Source organism: Streptomyces sp. TAA204 (genome assembly GCF_000424965.1).
The window spans coordinates 298,962-314,934 of record NZ_AUKW01000001.1 but is presented as its reverse complement, the minus strand read 5'-3'; the positions used below and the strand labels follow the sequence as shown (position 1 = coordinate 314,934).

Genomic DNA, 15,973 nt, shown 5'->3' with positions numbered 1-15,973 from the left:
GAGGGTTGAACAGTCCACCTGCGCATGCACGCAGTTGTCCGTCTGACGTTGTGGTCGCCGACCCGCCCTCGAGGCCACTGGGACAACCGCACGTGATGGGTCACGCGCGGGCAACGGGCAGGTCTTCGGACTTGCGGGCACGTCCGCTTTCGAAGGCGGATTCCTACTGGCCGTCGCTTCCCGGGCCCTGGGGGCCCAGTGCTCATGACGGCGGTCGTTCCCACTCACCGCTGCGGGGCAGTCCCGGATTCCCACCGGGTTCCCTCTTACGACGTGCCTGCCTGGCGGGCAGGACGAACCAGCTGCTGTTTCAGAGTATGGCGCAGAGAGCCAGGACGGAACACCGCCCCTCGCGGGCCCCGGAACGACCGGGTGCTCAGCGGTGCCGCCCGGGCCCACTGGAGTGGACCACATCCGGATGGAATGATGACCGTTGACATGGCGACGGCGGTCCGAGGAAGCCGGTGTGAATCCGGCGCGGTCCCGCCACTGTGATCGGTGAGCGGATCCCCGACAGGCCACTGCCCAGGCGGGTGGGAAGGCGGGGACGAGCAATGACCCGAGAGCCAGGAGACTCACGCGGTCGCCTCCTCGACGTACCGGGGCGGATCTCCCCGGAGAGAGGGACGGTTCGACGTGCCCGAGGCAGCGGTCGATGAGGCATCCGGCGAAGCGGAGGCAGCGCAGACGTTCAACCCTGCTCCGTGCCGGATCGTCGTGTGCCGGGACTGCTGCTGCGGCAGCCCCAAGGTGACCGGACTGGATCACACGGCGCAGACGGCTCGCCTGCGTGAGGAGGCGCCTGTCCGGGTCTCCGACTGTCTGGACGTGTGCGACCAGGCCAACGTCATCGTCGTACAGCCTTCCGCCGAGGGCCGTGCTGCCGGCGCCCGACCCGTCTGGCTGGGGCTGGTCAACAGCCCGGACGCGACCGAGGACGTCTCCGCCTGGGTGCGGGCGGGCGGCCCCGGCGTCGCCCCGCGGCCGGAGATCCTCGGCCTGCACCTCATCACGCCGCCTCGCCGGGGGCTTGCCGGGAACCGCCGCGGCGCTTCGCCGCCCCGTGATCGGGGGCGATGAGCCACTTTCGTCACCGGCTCGAAGACCCGCGAACCGAGGCTCCGGTCCGTCCGGGCGGGTCTTCAACGCCACGTGTGGATCGGGACGCGACGGGCTCCGGCCGTTGGTGATCAGGCCAGCAGATGGTCGGAGTGGGAGGCGCGGCGGGCGGCGTCCAGGAGGGCTTGAATCCGGGAGTCGGCCTGCTCGGGGTCGGTCACGGGAGCAGTGAACGGCAGCCGGGCGTCGCGATGGGCGTTCGGATATTCGAGGCGCAGCGTCAGGCCGTAGCGGTCCAGGGCCACAGGAACAGCACGCAGAATGCCCCGCTCGGGCCGCGGTCGCACGAGACGCAGCAGCAGGGGAACGGATTCGCCGTGGCCGTCCAGAAGGTGCGTCAGCGTGGCGGCTTCGCGGGCGGCCAAGGGGTCGGGGGTTGTCTCCTGGAGCGCGTCGAGCGTCACGTACGAGCGTGCGCGGGAGTCTTCGAGCACCGCCTGGCCGAACTCCATGCATGTGCTCCTGGCTTCGCTGTCGAACGCGGCTGCCAGCAGTCCGGTGACGGTGACACGGGCCCGCAGCCGGTCCCGCACCGGTGTGGGCGCGATATCGGTGAGTTCGAGCCTCGCGGGGATGCGCATCTCACCCCTGGCGGCAGGACTCTCCGGCGGTGCGTGAAGGTGGATGCCGCCGGTCGCCTCCGCGTCGTCGATGCGGTGCACCTCGGCATGGGAGCCGTCGCTCATCACCGTCATCGAATGGGACGAAGCCAAGATCGACCGGACGTGTTCGGCGGGCGTGGGCTCTGTGGCGCGGGTGCGGAAGGGGCGCATCCAAGTTCTCCAGTTGCACGGTCGGAGAGGCGTACGGCCACCCGGGGATTGAATTAATTAGGTTAGGCTAACCTAATAATGAGTGGAGCCGTGATCCGGTGTCTTCGGAGTGCTCGAACTCCGTTCCGGCCAGGTGCGTTGTGACTGGTTGTCAGCTGCTTTCCGCCCGACCCGATCGACCGCGTACCGCGCAGCTGCGTCCCCCGGCTGCACGCACCATGTCTGCGGGAGCCCCGGAGGACGGGGCGTGGAAGAAATCCGCGACCGTGCCCTGCTGAACGCAGCGTCCGGCCTCGAAGACCGCCACCCTGTGGGTCAGTCGGTGTACGGAGTCGAGGTCGTGGCTGATGAACAGCAGGGCGGTGCGGGCGGGTGCCAGCAGGCCGGGCAGGGCACCCAGCACGCGCTCGCGCGAGATGACATCCAGCGCCGAGGTCGCCTCGTCGCACACGAGGAGCGCCGGGCGTGCCAGCAGGGCCCGCACGAGCGCGCAGCGCTGCAGCTGACCGCCGGAGAGTCGGCCGGGTACCCGGTCCAGCAACTCCTCCTCCAAACCCAGCAGATCCGCGGTACTTCGCGTTTCTGCTTCGGCGGCCACCGGAGTCATCGAGCGCAGGAGCCGCCCCGTCGCGGCGAGTTGTCCGAGGAGCGGCCGGCCGGCCTCGAACGACTCGGAGCTGCTCTGGTGCACGTACTGAACGGCCCGGCGCTGCTGGGGACTTCGCGCTTCGATGCGGCGGGGCACGGCGTTGCCGTCCCGTCCCAGTTCGCCGTCGGTCGCAGGAGTGAGCCCGGCCAGCAGCCGTGCGAAGGTCGTCTTTCCGGAGCCGGACGGCCCGATGAGGGCGGTCGTGCTGCCCGGCGGGAAGGACATGGTGACCGGCCCGGTCAGCAGATCCCGGCCTCCCCGCCGTCGGACGGCCACGTCATGGGCGGTGACGCCCTCGCTCGTGAGGGATTCCGGCGGGTTGGCCGGCGGTACGTCGCCTGTTCGGGTGCCACGCTCCGCCGAGAGGAGCCCGCGGGTCAGCGGATGTACGGAGCGCTCCGCGGCACCGAGAACCTCACGCACCCGGCCTGCCTCCACGGCACGCCCCTGCTCCAGCACCGTCACGTGGGTGGCCAACTCACGTACGAGTGCCAGGTCGTGGCTGAGCAGCAGGATGCCGGCGCCGCCGTTCACAAGCGTCCGGAGCCGTGCCGTGAGCGCGGAGGCCGTGGCCGGGTCGAGGCCGCTCGTGGGCTCGTCCAGCACCAGTGTCCGCGCTCCGGTGACGAGGGCCGAGGCGAGCGCCACCCGCTGCTGCTCACCGCCCGACAGCTGGTGCGGGAGCCTCCGTTGCATCTCCGCGCCCGGCAGACCCGCCGTCTCCAACGCTGCCCGGACCGATTCCGCACGGGTGCCGGGCGCACTGCGGCGCAGTGCAGCGAGCTCCCTGAGGGCGCGGCCGACGCGTCGCAGCGGGTCGAGCACGGTCTCCGGGTGCTGCGCGAGGTGTCCGGCGCTTCCGGACCGCAGTGCCCGGCGGCACGGCTCGTCGAGCGCCAGCAGGTCCTCACCCTCCAGAAGCACTTCGCCCTGGAGCCGTGTCCCGGGCCGCGAGGCGCCGAGCGCGCCCAGCCCGAGAGTGGTCTTGCCGCTGCCGGAAGGGCCGACGACTGCGGTCACGCGTCCCGCCGGGACGGTGAGTGAGACGTCGTGCAGCAGCGGACGGGCCGCCGTCGCGGCGTGCGCGGAGAGACGGCGGACCTCAAGGAGCGGTGCGTGCTGCGTCATCCGGCCCTCCTCCTGCGGGCCAGTGCCCGGTCGACGCAGAGGTTTCCGCCGACGCACAGCGACATCAGGAGTCCGGCGGGTACGAGCACGGCAGCGGGCTGGGCGAAGAGGGCATCGCTGTTGCGCTCGATGAGCACAGACCAGTCGGGTGAGGATGAAGGCAGTCCCAGGCCGAGGAAGTTCGCGGACGCCATCAGATAGAGCACACCGGAGAAGCGGGCACCTGCGTCGGTGGCGAGCGGCCCGGTCAACTCGCGGGTGAGGTGGCGCAGATGGACGTACACCCAGCCGCGTCCTTGCATCCGCAGTGCCTCGACGACGGTGCGGCATCCGGGGTCCAGCGCCGCGGCTCGCACCAGCCTGGCGACGGAGGGAACCTGAAGCGCCGCCGTGACCGCGATCAGCCAGGCCCAGCTGGAGCGTCCGGTGGCCGCCAGTGTCAGAAGGATCATCAGGCCGGGCAGCGCCAGCGCCAGGTCGAGGGCGCGCATGACCGTCTCGTCCAGCCAGCGCCGCGTCCCCGCGGCCAGCAGCCCGAGCGGTACCGCGATCACGTAACTCAGCAACAAGGCCGCCAGCGTCCCGCCGATGACCGAGGAACCGCCGTGGAGCACCAGCGAGAGCACGTCGCGGTCCAGCACGTCGGTGCCCAACGGGTGCCCGGGGCCGGGAGGTTGGGATGGCAGCGCGACAGAACCCGGTGGCGGGTCACCGGAGCCCGCCATGAACGGGCCGATCAGGGCCAAAAGCAACGGCAGGCTGAGCAACACGCCGGCCAGGAGGTCGGCCGTCGTGAGTCCCTGGCGGATGCGGGGACGGTTTCTCCGCAGGGAGGAGGCGGCTTCCGGTTGGGTCATGCCAACGCCTCCTTGCGAGGCGCCAGCCGTTGGGAGACGAGGTCGCCGGCGAGATTGACCACGACGACGGTGCCCGCGAACAGCAGGGCGTAGGACTGCACTTGAGGCGTGTCACGATTCTGCACGGCCTGGATGAAACCCGTGCCGACGCCCTGGACGCTGAAGAGGGACTCGACGATCAGCGCTCCGCCCAGAAGCCCCTCGACACAGCGGGCGAACTGCTGGCTCGCGGCCGCCAGCGCGTTGGGCAGCACGTGGCGCAGCACGACCCGCCGCTCCGGCAGCCCCAGCAGCCGCAGATGCTCGGCAGGGGGACTGCCCCGCTGCTCGGCGACGCCGACGCGTATCTGCCGTGCCAGATCACACAGTTGGCGGGCGGTCAGCACGAGCACGGGCAGTACCAGCACACTCGGCTGTGCCAGCAGGCCCACCCCGTCAAGGCCGGCGGCAGTCGCGGGCAGCAGACCCGCGGCCACGGACAGCGAGGCGATCAGCAGCATCGCCAGGACGAACTCCGGTACGGAATGCAGCAGCAGCGTCGCCGTGTTGAGAGCCCGGTCCAGACGGGTGCCCTCCCGCAGCCCCGAGATGACGCCCAGCAGCGGCGCCAGGACCGTCACCAGCGCGAGGGCCGGCAGGGCGAGTACGACCGAGACCGAAAGACGCCGTCCGATCTCGTCCCCCACCGGAAGGCCCGTCACCAGCGAACGGCCCGGATCACCCGCGAGCAGCGAGCCGAGCCAGTGCCAGAACCGCTGCCACGCCGGCTCGTCCAGGCCGAGCCGCTCCCGCAGCGCCGCCGCCTGCTGCGGGCTTCCGTGATCCCCCTGGAGCACGTCGGCCGTGTCACCGGGCACCAGGGAATCCAGCGCGAAGACCACCACGAGCGCGAAGAAGCACTGCCCGAGAGCCAGCGCGCTCCTGCGCACGGCATACCGGTGCAACGTCAGCCCAGTTCGACGTCGTCGAAACGGGCCCAGAAATGGGAGTTCGGGACGGCCGAACGCAAGCCCTTGACCGACGCGGAGACTCCGTCGTGCGCGTCCGAGAACCCCCACACGAGCATGCCGGAGTCGTCATGCGCGATGCGCTGCGCCCGGTGCAGGAGCCCCAGCCGTTCCTTCTCGTCCCGCGTGGAGCGCGCACGGTCCATCAGCTCGTCGAAACGCCCGGAATCGAATCCGGTGAGGTTCCGGGCGGCGCCGCTGCGCATCCGCTGCTGGAGGAAGTCCGAAACGGGCAGCGTGGAGGTCGTGTTGAGGGCAGCGACCCCCTTCTCCTTGATCTCGCTGAAGTAGGTCGTGGAGGCACGCTTGCGGGGCGTGACGTGCAGGCCGATGTCCTCCAGTTGTCGCGCGATGAGGGTGGAGGCCGAATCCCACGAGGCGTCGACCGTGCTGGTCTCCAGCGTGAAGGAGAGCCCCTTGGCACCGGCCTCGCGCACCAGGCCCTTCGCGCGCTCCACATCCCGCTCACGCTGGGGCAGTTCCGGCGGGTAGCCCCGCAGGCCCTTGCCGAACAGGTCGTTGCCTGCGGTGCCCCGGCCCGCCAGCGCCACCCGAACCAGCGCCTCCCTGTCGACGCCCAGCAGCAGTGCCTCCACGAGCTTCGGGTCGTCGAAGGGGGCACGGCCGGTACGCAGCAGCACCTGTTGAGCAGTGGCCTGCCGGGACGTCAACACGCGCACACCGTCGGTCCGTTCGAGGCGGTCGATGAAAGCCCCGGAGATGTCGGCCGCGTACTGCACCTGTCCGGACAGCAGCGCGTTCACGCGCGCCGACTCCTCGTTGACGGGGACGATCTCCAGGTCGTTGATCCGGGGAGGTCCGGCCCAGTGCCCCTTCCACCGCACGAAGTGCGCTATGCCTCCGGGCCTGAACCCGGCATAGCGGAAGGGTCCCGAACCCACAGGCCGGCGGAAGCTGGTGGTGCCCGCCGGGATGATCTCCGTGCCGGGCCCGGCGAACGCGGTGGGGAACTCGAAGTCCGGACGCTTCAGGACCAGTGTCACCTCGCGGGTGCCGGTGGCGCGGCTGTCGTCGAAGTCGATGGCGGACAGCAGCTGTTGGGACGGTGAACCGGTTCCCGGGTCCGCGGCGCGGCGGTAGCTGTAGAGCACGTCCTTCGCCGTCACCGGTTCGCCGTCGTGGAAGGAGGCCTTGCGGAGGCGTATGTGCCAGCGCCGGCCCGATGAGTCGCTCTCCCACGACTCCGCGAGGCGTGCCCGCACCGACATGTCGTCGTCGTACGTGGCGAGCGTGTCGAACAGCGCCTTCGCACGCGCCTGATCGACGAAGTTCGGCGCGACGTGCGGATCGAGCGTCTCCTGCGAGCCGCCGGCGGTGAACGCGGCACGGAAGCGGCCGGACTTCCCACCGTCCTCCGGCGGGCAGCCGGTGAGCAGCCCCGCGGCCGCCACTGCTCCGGCGCTTGTCATCACGGTGCGCCTGCTCGGTGCTGGGCCACTGGCTGCGCGTATCTCGGCACGACTCGGCATCGCGATCCTTCCCGGGGTGTCCTCGCCCCAGTCGGTGGACGGCGACGGGTCAGTCTCCTGACTCCCGGATCACCGCTCGCCCCTGCCTTCCAGCCCGTGCAACCACAGGCCGTGGCCTTGCTGGGGTCCGCTCCCCGGTCACAGTGGCGGGACCGTGCCGGAATCACACCGGCTTCCTGATCCCCGTCGCCCTGCCCCGCCATTGTGGCTCAGGACAAGTACGCACCGGCCGGTGGCATGGGTGCACGCGGCGTCTTCCGCGAACACGCCCGCCGTGGGCACCGTCACGAACCGGCTGACGGCAAGGCCGGGACGGCGCCCGGTAACGGGGCCGCGTTCGTCGGATGTGACGTACGTCATGCTGCCGCATGTCGCCCGGTTGGAACTCCGCCCTCTCTCAGCCCGACTACCTGCCGGCACCCCACGAGTGGGGACCGATGGGAGCACGGAGAGGAACACCATGGCGAACACGACGGCGGCCACGACGCAGTTGGAGGAGCCACCCTCCGGGACTCCGGCGTCCGGGACGGCGGACACGCGGTCCGGAACACGGGCGCTGCTGCTGCGCCTGCACTTCTACGCCGGCGTCTTCATCGCGCCGTTCCTGCTCGTCGCGGCCGTGACCGGTCTCTTCTATACGGCGATGCCTCAGGTGGAGAAGACGCTCTACCAGGACGAGTTGAAGGTGAGCCCCCGGGGCGAGCCGGACTCGCTGGCGGTTCAGGTGGCGGCGGCGAAGAAGGCTGCGCCGGACGGCTCCCTGGTCTCGGTGACGACCGGGCCCGGCCGCGAGGACAGCACCCGTGTCGTTTTCGAGGAGCCGGGGCTGAAGGAGGGGTACACGCGGACAGCCTTCGTCGACCCGTACGACCACTCGGTGCTGGGCACGCTGGAGACCTTCGGCCAGTGGCTGCCGGTCCGGGCGTGGTTCGACGATTTGCACCGCAACCTGCACCTGGGCGAGTTCGGTCGCAACTACAGTGAGATCGCGGCGAGTTGGCTGTGGGTGGAGGTCGCCGGGGGACTGGTGCTGTGGGTCGGGCTTCGTCGCTCGCGCCGCAGGCTGCGCCGCACCTTGCTGCCGGAGCAGTCGGCTCCTCCCGGGCGCCGGCGGGTGAGGTCCTGGCACGGCGCGGTCGGGCTGTGGGCGGCCGCGGGCCTGTTGGGCCTGTCCGCCACGGGGCTGACGTGGTCCGCCTACGCGGGGGCCAACATCACTCAGTTGCGGGAGCAGTTGAACAGTCCCACGCCGGAGGTCGCCGCCACCGTTTCGCACACTGACGGACCGGGGAAGCCGGACGGCCGGGACATCGGCTTCGACGGAGCCGTCCGCGAGGCGAGGGAGGCCGGACTCGGAGGCGTCCTGGACATCACGCCCCCCGCCGACAGCGGCAGTGCGTACGTCGTGAAGGAGAACACCCGTTCCTGGCCCGAGCGGCAGGACTCCGTCGCGGTCGCACCGGACTCCGGAGAGATCACCGCGACCCTCCGTTTCGACGACTACCCCCTGCTGGCGAAGCTGTCGCGCTGGGGCGTGGACGCGCACATGGGCCTGCTGTTCGGCCTGGTCAACCAGATCGTGCTGGCCCTTCTCGCCCTTGCGCTGATCGGAATGATCTTCTGGGGATACCGGATGTGGTGGCTGCGCCGCCCCACGCGCGGTGACGCCCCGACCGGGTGGCTGCCGCGGCCGGGACGCGCTCCGGCGCGCGGCGCGTGGCGGCGCATCCCCGGGAAGGTGCTGGCTCCGGGGGCTGTGGTGACGGCGCTGGTCGGGTACTGGCTGCCATGGTTCGGCATACCGCTGCTGCTGTTCCTCGTCGTGGATCTCGTGACGGGCCGGATTCGCCGGAACCAAGAGCCGGACGGCCGTCCTCGCGCTCAGAGCGCCGGCTCGGGCGGGTGAAGGTAGCGGCATCCGGGGCGGGGGTGCATCAGGAAGTCGTGGTGGGAGATGTTCCACGCGTATGCGCCCGCCAGTGCGAAGACGACCCTGTCGCCCGCCCGGAGTCCCGGTGCCGGCACGCCGCGGGCCAGGACGTCCTTGGGGGTGCACAACTGCCCGGTGAAGCTGACGTGGCCGCCCCGCGCGGCCGGACGGGGCAGAGGATGGGGCCAGCGCTCCACCGGGAGGACCTCGGCCGGCTGGTCGTGCCCCTTGGCCGCCGGCGTGCGCAGATGGTGGGTGCCGCCGCGGACGACGGCGAACTCCTCGCCGTGGCTGCTCTTCACGTCCAGCACCTCCGTCGCGTACCAGCCGCAGTACGCCGTCAGCGCACGCCCCGGCTCGATCCGCAGTACGGGTCCGGGATGCCGCTCTGCGAGTCGGGCCAGCCCGGCCCCGAAGGAGGGCCAGTCGAAGCGCGACGCCGGGCGGGAGTAGTCGACGGCCATGCCGCCGCCGACCGTGAGTTCGCGCAGCCGGACGCCGCACCGGGCGGCGAGTTCCGTGGCCCCGGCGGCGACCTCCCCGGTGAGCGCGAGTTGGGCGCCGGCACCCAGACCGCTCGCCAAGTGGGCGTGCAGACCTGCCAGTTCGAGTCCTTGCAGCTCGTGACGGGCGAACATCCCCATGGCTTCGGCCACTTCGGCCGTGTTCATCCCGAAGGGCGTGGGCCGGCCTCCCATGGCCAGTGCGCTGCCGGCCAGGGCGTCCGCGGAGAGGGGCGGGTTGAAGCGCAGCAGGACACGGGGCGTCGCCGCAGGCTCCCGGTGGTGACGGGAAGCCAGCCGGGCCAGCAGCCGCAGTTCGTGAAGGCTCTCGACGTGGAAGCGCCGCACGCCGGCGGTGAGGGCTGCCGCGATCTCCTCGGGTGTCTTGCCGGGGCCGCCGAAGGCGAGAGGCTGACCGTGAACAGTAGCGGCTGCGTGGGCGAGTTCCCCGCCGGAGGAGACCTCGAATCCATCCGTGAACGGCGCCAGCGTCCGCAGGATCTCCGTGTCCGGGTTGGCCTTGGCCGCGTAGTACAGCTCCACGGACTCGGGAAGGGCCGCGCGGACGGTGGCGGCGTGTTGCCGCAGCGCGTCGAGATCGTAGATGTAGCAGGGCAGTTCGTGGGGGCCGAGGGCGAGTGCGGTCTCCCGCACGGCCCGGGTGAGCAGGTTCAACCGACAGCTCCGTTCGTCACGGCCGGGTGGGTCAGCGGGGAAGGCAGCCGGACGTAGTCGGCTTCCCGGTCCGGCACGCGTTGCCAGCGCGTGAGGAGGTTGGCCTTGGCGGGCAGCGCCTCCCCGGCGAGCAGTGCCCGCAGCGGCGGTGGGTCGCCCAGGTTTCCGGCGCACCGGGCGAGCGTGTGGCGGACGCGTCGCCACAGTGCCGGCTCCGTACCGGGGTGCAGGTCGGCGACGGCCGACAGCATCTCGGAGAGATGGTTGACGAGCAGGCAGTAGACGACGCGGTCCCAGCCGCGGCGGATGTCGTAGGTGAGGGAACGGGCGACCTCTCCGGGCAGCCCGGACAGAGCGTCGCGGTGCGTTCCGGACACCAGCTTGGTGCCCTCGAGGTCGCGGAAGACCACCCGCACCGGTGCGCCGTCCCCGTCGACGCAGACCACGACGTTCTGCAGGTGCGGTTCGAGGATCAGCCCGTGCAGGAAGAAGGCGGACAGCACCGGCGGAACGATGAGGTCCACGTAGCTGCCCCACCACGCGGCGGCGGCGGACGGACCCGCGCCGTCCAGCAGGGCGGCGACCCGTCCCGGACCGGTGGGGTATTCGTCCGCGAGGGCGGCCGCCAGCAGCGGTGTGGTTCCGACGGGGACGTAAGGTCCGAGACCTTCCCGGACGATCACTCCGAAGCCCTCCAGCAGCGTCCGGTCCGTGCGGCCGTCGGGGCCGCGCACCGCGAGGCTGCGGTACGCGGGCTCGCGGAGCACCGCCGCGCCGGGGTGGCGCACGGTCAGATCCTCGAGCACGGGCCGCAGCAGCCGGGTGAGGGCCACCGCTCCGGTGAGTTCGTAGTGTGCGTTCTTGCGCAGGCAGTTGGTGATGCGCACGTCGAGGCTGAACTTCAGGAACGTCGTGCCGTCGTACACGGTGCGGACCGAGGCGGTCGGGGTGACCGCGGCGTCGGAGGTGCCCAGGTCGTGCACCGCGCCCCGCGAGAGCAGGGCGGCGAAGGCGGTGTGCCGGTGCAGCAGCTGGAACTGCCAGGGGTGCGCGGGCAGCAGCCGGAAACCGGCGGGGGCCTCGCCGAGCCTGTCCAGCGCCGCGAGCGCGTCATATTCCGAGGAGTCCTCGGCGATCAGGTCCTCACGCACGGCGAGCAGCCGCAGCGGGAAACGGGCGCCTTCCTCGGGCGCGTACGCCGCCCAGGTCGCGGAGTCCGCACCGTGCGCTTTGGGGGTGGGGTGGAACCGGTGGCCGAGCAGGAGGGACTGCTCGCTGTCGAGGTAGGCGTCGAGGCAGGTGTCGAGCGGGCCGCCGGGGAGGCCGCGGTGCGGGGGACGGGGGCGGCGCAGCGCGCTGCTGACGGCCCGGTGGCTGGCCGCGACCTGTCCGAGGAACTCGTCGTTGCGGGTGCCGGTGCGCAGGGAGAGCTCGGCGTGCACGCGGGTGGCGAGCCGGCGCCAGTCGATCCGCGTCCAGCCGCACTCGGGGGTGTGTTCGTCGACGGGGCCGGTGAAGCGGTGGGCACCGATCAGGGACGTCCGCCGCAGGGCCACCCGCAGTTCGACACCTGAGAGCGGCAGCCGCAGAAGGAGGCGGCCGTTCGTGACGCGGCGGGTCTCCTCGTCCGTGACCTCACGCAGCACGCAGTTGAGGAGGGTGTGGGCGACCGCTTCGTCGGCGGTCGGCGACGCCACGGGGACGGGGGAGTGCGGATGGGCCGTGGTGGTGCCGGGCATGGGTGGTCAAGCCTTCCGCAACAGGTAGTTGGGGCCGGTGGTGTAGTGCTTGTTGACGTCGGCGGCGCCGGAGCGGGCTTTCGTCAGCAGAGTCCCGGCCGTCACCATCGCTTTGACGGGCAGTTCGGGCGCCCGCAGCACATGGGCGCGCAGCACGTCGGCAGCCGCGGGGTGCCGGACGGCGAGCCGGTCCACTGCTTCCTCCAGCCGCCTGCGCACCAGCCCGGTCAGCGACGCGCGTGCCGTGGAGCCGTCCCTGCCGAGGATGAACGCCCACGCGCCCGCGCACAGGTGCACGGTGACGGTGGTGAACAGGTCGGCGACCGGGCCGTCCTCGGCGACGCGGATGCGCGGATCGTCGAAGCCGAGGCTCTCGGCGTCCGGTCCGCCGAGCGCCCGGTGCAGACGGACGGTGTTGATACGCGGCCCGTCGTTGTCCTTGAGCAGCAGACGAGGGGCGGGGCCGTCGTGGCCTCCCAGCACGAGGGAGACGTTCTGCTGGTGGGACTCCAGGGCGATCCCGTAGCCGAAGAGCGTGGTCTGCCAGTCCAGCAGCAGCGTCAGAAGACCGTCGAGGAGGGCGGTGATCTCTCCGCCGTGGAAGCGGTCGGCCAGCGAGCGGATCACCGGGCGGCCGTCCGGAGCGGTGGCCGCCAGCGCGGCCAGGGGGACGACGACGCAGTCGTCCAGGCCCGGCGGCTGACGACGGACGAGCACGCTGGTCAGCTCGTGCCCGGCCGAGGCGTGGAAGGTCTCGTCGGCGAGCAGCACCCGGTGGCGGAACCGTGGCTCGCGCTCGATCACCCGCTCCAGCAGCCTCTGGCAGGCGGCCCCGTCGCGCAGCGTGCCCGGCCGTATCGAGCGCCGGTTCAGCAGGCCCAGCGTGGATGTGGGCAGGGGCAGTTTGAGGTGGGTGCCGGGGTGGCCGGCCAGGGCGACGGTCCGCATCGACAGGGTCGGTACGGCGTCCAGATACGGCTCCTCCAGCAGCGCCGCCCGCCCGTTCAGGCCGGCGGTCTCCAGAGCCGCCGTCAGCGCCGGTCCGGCGGTGAGCGGGTGGACGGGCAGCAGCATGTGGGTTCCCCGCCACGCTTCGGGGAGTCCCGCTGCGGCCGGGAGCGGCAGACCCGTGTCGGTCCCGGCCCCGGCTCCGGCTCCGGCTCCGGAGACGGTGACGTCCCCGGCCGGCAGGGCGAGCCACCGCAGTCGGAAGCGCGGGTGGAACTCCGGTGCCCAGGAACGCAGTTGCTGCTCCGTCATGCCGAGCCTGGCACGCGAGGAGGGGTACACCGGGTGATCGGTACGGGCCGCGAGGCTGTCGAAGGCGAGTGACGCCGCGAGGCCCTCCCAGCGGGCGGGGTCCGTGCCGTGGCGGGCCGTGAGGCGTGCGTACAGCTCGTCGCGGGTCGCGGCGTGCAGCCGGCGGGCCAGAAGGTCCGCGTGGCACTCGGCGGCGAAGGCGTCGAATCCGCGCCGGTCGGCGGGGTGGGCCACTGCGGAGAGTGCGGAGAGGACCTCGGTGACGGATGTCAGGTCCACGCCCTCCGGCTCCCGGCGCAGCAGCGGGAGACGGGCCGCCGTCGTGCACTGGAAGCCGTCGTCGCGCACGGGCAGGAGCAGGGCGCGGTCGCGGTCGCGGCCGTCGGCGAGCCGGAGCCAGCGGCCGTCCGGAGCGGCGATCTCGGTGGAACGGGTGCGCAGGCCGGCGACGTCCTCGCGCAACAGCGCGCTGAGCACCCGCAGCAGAAGTTCCCGTTCGGCCGGGCTCTCGCTGAGTGTGGGGGCGCTCGCCGCGCTGTCCGCCGGAGCGCGTCCCGGAGCCACGGGCCCGTGAGGGGTGGTCACGGGGCGATCTCCCACCGCTGCGCGGCGAGGAAGTCCTCGGCGGCCCGGTCCACGGACCGTTGATCGGGGCCGGTGGTCCGCAGGGCGCCGAGATAGTCGCGGTTGGTGTGGTGGAGGTCGTGACGTTCGCCCACGGCGCGCAGCGGCCGGTAGGCCAGGTGGACTTCTGCCGCGTCCATGTCGCAGGCGCCGGGGGCGGAGGTGAGGGTGCCCGCCCGGTCGGCGCACGGGTAGTCGATCCGTGCCGCCCCGCGGCGGCGCGGACGAAGCCGGGCCGGCAGGGGGTCGCCGAGGTGGACACCGAGGATGTACTCGAAGAGCGGTATGCCGAGCAGGTCGGCGAGCAGCAGATCGCCCTGGTCGCCCACGGCGCGGTAGTTGACCTCGATGATCCGGGCGCGACCGCCGTCGACCACGAATTCGGTGTGGCAGGCCCCGAGTCCGACACCGAGCGCGCCGAGCTGGGCGAGGACGGCGTCCCTCACCGGGGCGGGGTGCTCGTGGGTGTAGACCATCCCCCGCTCGATGAAGTGGGGCGGTGGGGACAGGCTCGTACGGAAGCCGCCGAGGTCGTGGAGACGGCTCCCGTCTCCCAGGGTCTCGAGAGTGTGCAGCTCACCGGGGAGGTATTCCTCCACCACGAGTGCCGCGCCCGGGCGCCGTTCCCGGATGCTCGCGCACCGCCGGGCCAGTTCCCCGCTGTCCTCGGCGAGGAAGACGTCCTCGCTGGCCACGCCCTCGCGCGGCTTGACGACGCAGGGGAAGGGAACCTCCAGCGTCCGCAGACGGGACGGGAGGCCGTCCTCGGAGGTGATCTCGGCGGCCCGTACGGTGCCGGCGCCCGCCGCGGCGAGGCGCCGGCGCATCTCCGCCTTGTCCTTGGTGCGTAACGCCGCGCGCCAGTCCTTGGCCGGCAGCGCGAAGTAGTCCGCGGCCAGCGCGGCTTGCATCTGCAGATGGTCGCTGTTGGTGAAGACCGCGTCGGGCGGGCGGTGACCGGAGATCCGGGCGACCACCGAGCCGACGTTCCGCACGTCGCACCCGAGCACTTCGACGGCGGCGCCGCGGGCGTCGTCCGAGAGCGTATCGGCGTGCTCCTGCGGGCGGTCGGTGAGCAGGGTGACGTCGAGGCCCCGTCGCAGAGCGGCGGGCAGGAAGCCCTCGGTGACCGATGCTGTCGGGTTCAGAGCGAGCAGGTACAGCTGCATGTCGGAACCCTTCCGGCGCTGTTCTACGGGAGCCGGAGCTGAGCTTAGGTTAGGTAATCCTAATTGCGCCAACCGGTCGGCAGGGGAGCGCGGCTGACGCGGAACCATATGAGTAAGGTTCGCCTTACCCGGTGGGGCGCGTGCGGCCCTCCCGCTGCTGTCAAGACCGCAACACCCGCAAGGAGTCCCGTTGAACCTGGCCCCGGCGTCGGCCTCCGCGCGAGGCGCCAAGAGCTGCTCCGCGCTTCTCCGCTCGACGTACAGGCGTCTGAGCGCTCTGACTCCGAACCTGGACCTCCACATCGCTCCCCCCGCTTCCGGGGCCGGCCAGGGCTGGGCCGATCTCGGCGAACTGACCCGTCTGCCGCAGGTCCTGGAGACCCTGCTGGAGACCGAGACGGCACGCCACACCGACCGCTACGCGACCGTTCCCCGTCCGGACGTGGTGGCCTCCCGCATGCTCCATCGCTTCCTGTGGTCCACCAGCCTGCTGCTCAGCGGGCCCTGGTACCTCGACCGCCGAGTGCCGCGCCAGCGCCCTCAGGACGTGCGGGTCAGCCGCCGGGACGAAGCCTGGCAGGCCGTACCCGGAGGCTTCGCGTGCCTGCCCGACGATCCCGCGGCCGGTCTCCCCGGGGCAGCCGTCCTGCCGGGTGAGGAGGCGCTTCGCCAGGAACTCCGCACCGCCGTAGCCGACCGGGCTCGTCCCCTGATAGCTGCTCTCGGCCCCCGCCTGCGGCGTGGTCCGAGGGCTCTGTGGGGCATGGTCGAGGACGACCTCGTCGCCGGCATCTGGCACCTCGGCCGTGCCACAGGAGATGAGGAGAAGGCCGTCTCCGCCGCCGGTGAACTGCTGCCCGCCCCGCTCCCGCCGTTCCCTGCGGGTGCCGGATTCCGGCGGCTGTCCGGCGCCGACGGAACCTCGTACCCGACCCGCACCCGCGCCGGATGCTGCCTCATCTACACCGTCCCTCCCGGCGAGGCATGTGTCACCTGCCCACGCACCGTGGACGCGGACAGACTGGCGCGCATCACCGCCGGATAGCCACG

The 15,973-nt window shown here is 71.8% G+C and carries 12 protein-coding genes and 3 riboswitches; of the genes, 3 read left to right on the top strand and 9 right to left on the bottom strand.

From position 1 onward, the window contains the following. Positions 1 to 99: 99 nt before the first annotated feature. Positions 100 to 318, bottom strand: a riboswitch (cobalamin riboswitch). Between the two features lie 91 nt (positions 319 to 409). Next, positions 410 to 597: riboswitch (cobalamin riboswitch) on the top strand. Between the two features lie 114 nt (positions 598 to 711). After that, positions 712 to 1,080: a hypothetical protein gene (locus H343_RS28215; protein ID WP_051264500.1), complete on the top strand. Its 369-nt coding sequence runs from the start codon at positions 712 to 714 to the stop codon at positions 1,078 to 1,080. Positions 1,081 to 1,190: 110 nt separating this feature from the next. Here H343_RS28215 and H343_RS0101335 read toward each other — a convergent pair whose 3' ends face one another. The 5 genes from H343_RS0101335 to H343_RS0101315 all read right to left on the bottom strand — a co-directional run bounded on the left by H343_RS0101335 (position 1,191) and on the right by H343_RS0101315 (position 6,963). Further along, positions 1,191 to 1,892, bottom strand: coding sequence for a DUF2470 domain-containing protein (locus tag H343_RS0101335; protein ID WP_028429672.1), 702 nt, complete (start codon positions 1,890 to 1,892; stop codon positions 1,191 to 1,193). Positions 1,893 to 2,043: 151 nt separating this feature from the next. Beyond that, positions 2,044 to 3,669, bottom strand: a complete 1,626-nt coding sequence (locus H343_RS28210) for an ATP-binding cassette domain-containing protein (protein WP_051264438.1) — start codon at positions 3,667 to 3,669, stop codon at positions 2,044 to 2,046. Continuing rightward, positions 3,666 to 4,526, bottom strand: coding sequence for an ABC transporter permease subunit (locus tag H343_RS0101325; RefSeq protein WP_078504907.1), 861 nt, complete (start codon positions 4,524 to 4,526; stop codon positions 3,666 to 3,668). The genes H343_RS28210 and H343_RS0101325 overlap by 4 nt, the downstream gene beginning before the upstream one ends. Further along, complete coding sequence (locus tag H343_RS0101320) at positions 4,523 to 5,455, bottom strand: ABC transporter permease (RefSeq protein ID WP_486586741.1); 933 nt, start codon at positions 5,453 to 5,455, stop codon at positions 4,523 to 4,525. Before H343_RS0101320 ends, H343_RS0101325 begins: the two co-directional genes overlap by 4 nt. 17 nt (positions 5,456 to 5,472) lie before the next feature. Beyond that, complete coding sequence (locus H343_RS0101315) at positions 5,473 to 6,963, bottom strand: ABC transporter substrate-binding protein (RefSeq protein WP_028429669.1); 1,491 nt, start codon at positions 6,961 to 6,963, stop codon at positions 5,473 to 5,475. A gap of 90 nt (positions 6,964 to 7,053) precedes the next feature. Beyond that, positions 7,054 to 7,238: riboswitch (cobalamin riboswitch) on the bottom strand. 245 nt (positions 7,239 to 7,483) lie between these two features. Between H343_RS0101315 and H343_RS28205 the strand changes: the two genes are divergently transcribed. Further along, positions 7,484 to 8,929, top strand: a complete 1,446-nt coding sequence (locus H343_RS28205) for a PepSY-associated TM helix domain-containing protein (protein ID WP_037901819.1) — start codon at positions 7,484 to 7,486, stop codon at positions 8,927 to 8,929. On the opposite strand, the gene H343_RS0101305 is transcribed toward H343_RS28205, so the two are convergent. The 4 genes from H343_RS0101305 to H343_RS0101290 are packed head-to-tail and all read right to left on the bottom strand — an operon-like array spanning position 8,905 to position 14,923. Beyond that, positions 8,905 to 10,131 carry a type III PLP-dependent enzyme gene (locus tag H343_RS0101305; protein ID WP_028429668.1) on the bottom strand — a complete coding sequence of 409 codons (1,227 nt, stop codon included), beginning with the start codon at positions 10,129 to 10,131 and terminating at the stop codon, positions 8,905 to 8,907. The genes H343_RS28205 and H343_RS0101305 overlap by 25 nt on opposite strands. After that, on the bottom strand, positions 10,128 to 11,870 hold the full coding sequence (locus tag H343_RS0101300; protein ID WP_028429667.1) for an IucA/IucC family protein: 1,743 nt from the start codon (positions 11,868 to 11,870) through the stop codon (positions 10,128 to 10,130). The genes H343_RS0101305 and H343_RS0101300 overlap by 4 nt, the downstream gene beginning before the upstream one ends. A gap of 6 nt (positions 11,871 to 11,876) precedes the next feature. Continuing rightward, positions 11,877 to 13,715 (bottom strand): IucA/IucC family protein, encoded by a 1,839-nt coding sequence (locus H343_RS0101295; protein WP_037901816.1) that lies wholly within the window; start codon positions 13,713 to 13,715, stop codon positions 11,877 to 11,879. After that, positions 13,712 to 14,923, bottom strand: coding sequence for an ATP-grasp domain-containing protein (locus H343_RS0101290; RefSeq protein ID WP_028429665.1), 1,212 nt, complete (start codon positions 14,921 to 14,923; stop codon positions 13,712 to 13,714). Before H343_RS0101290 ends, H343_RS0101295 begins: the two co-directional genes overlap by 4 nt. Positions 14,924 to 15,113: 190 nt before the next feature. On the opposite strand from H343_RS0101290, the gene H343_RS0101285 reads away from it, so the two are divergent. Continuing rightward, on the top strand, positions 15,114 to 15,968 hold the full coding sequence (locus tag H343_RS0101285; protein WP_028429664.1) for a (2Fe-2S)-binding protein: 855 nt from the start codon (positions 15,114 to 15,116) through the stop codon (positions 15,966 to 15,968). Positions 15,969 to 15,973 lie beyond the last annotated feature (5 nt).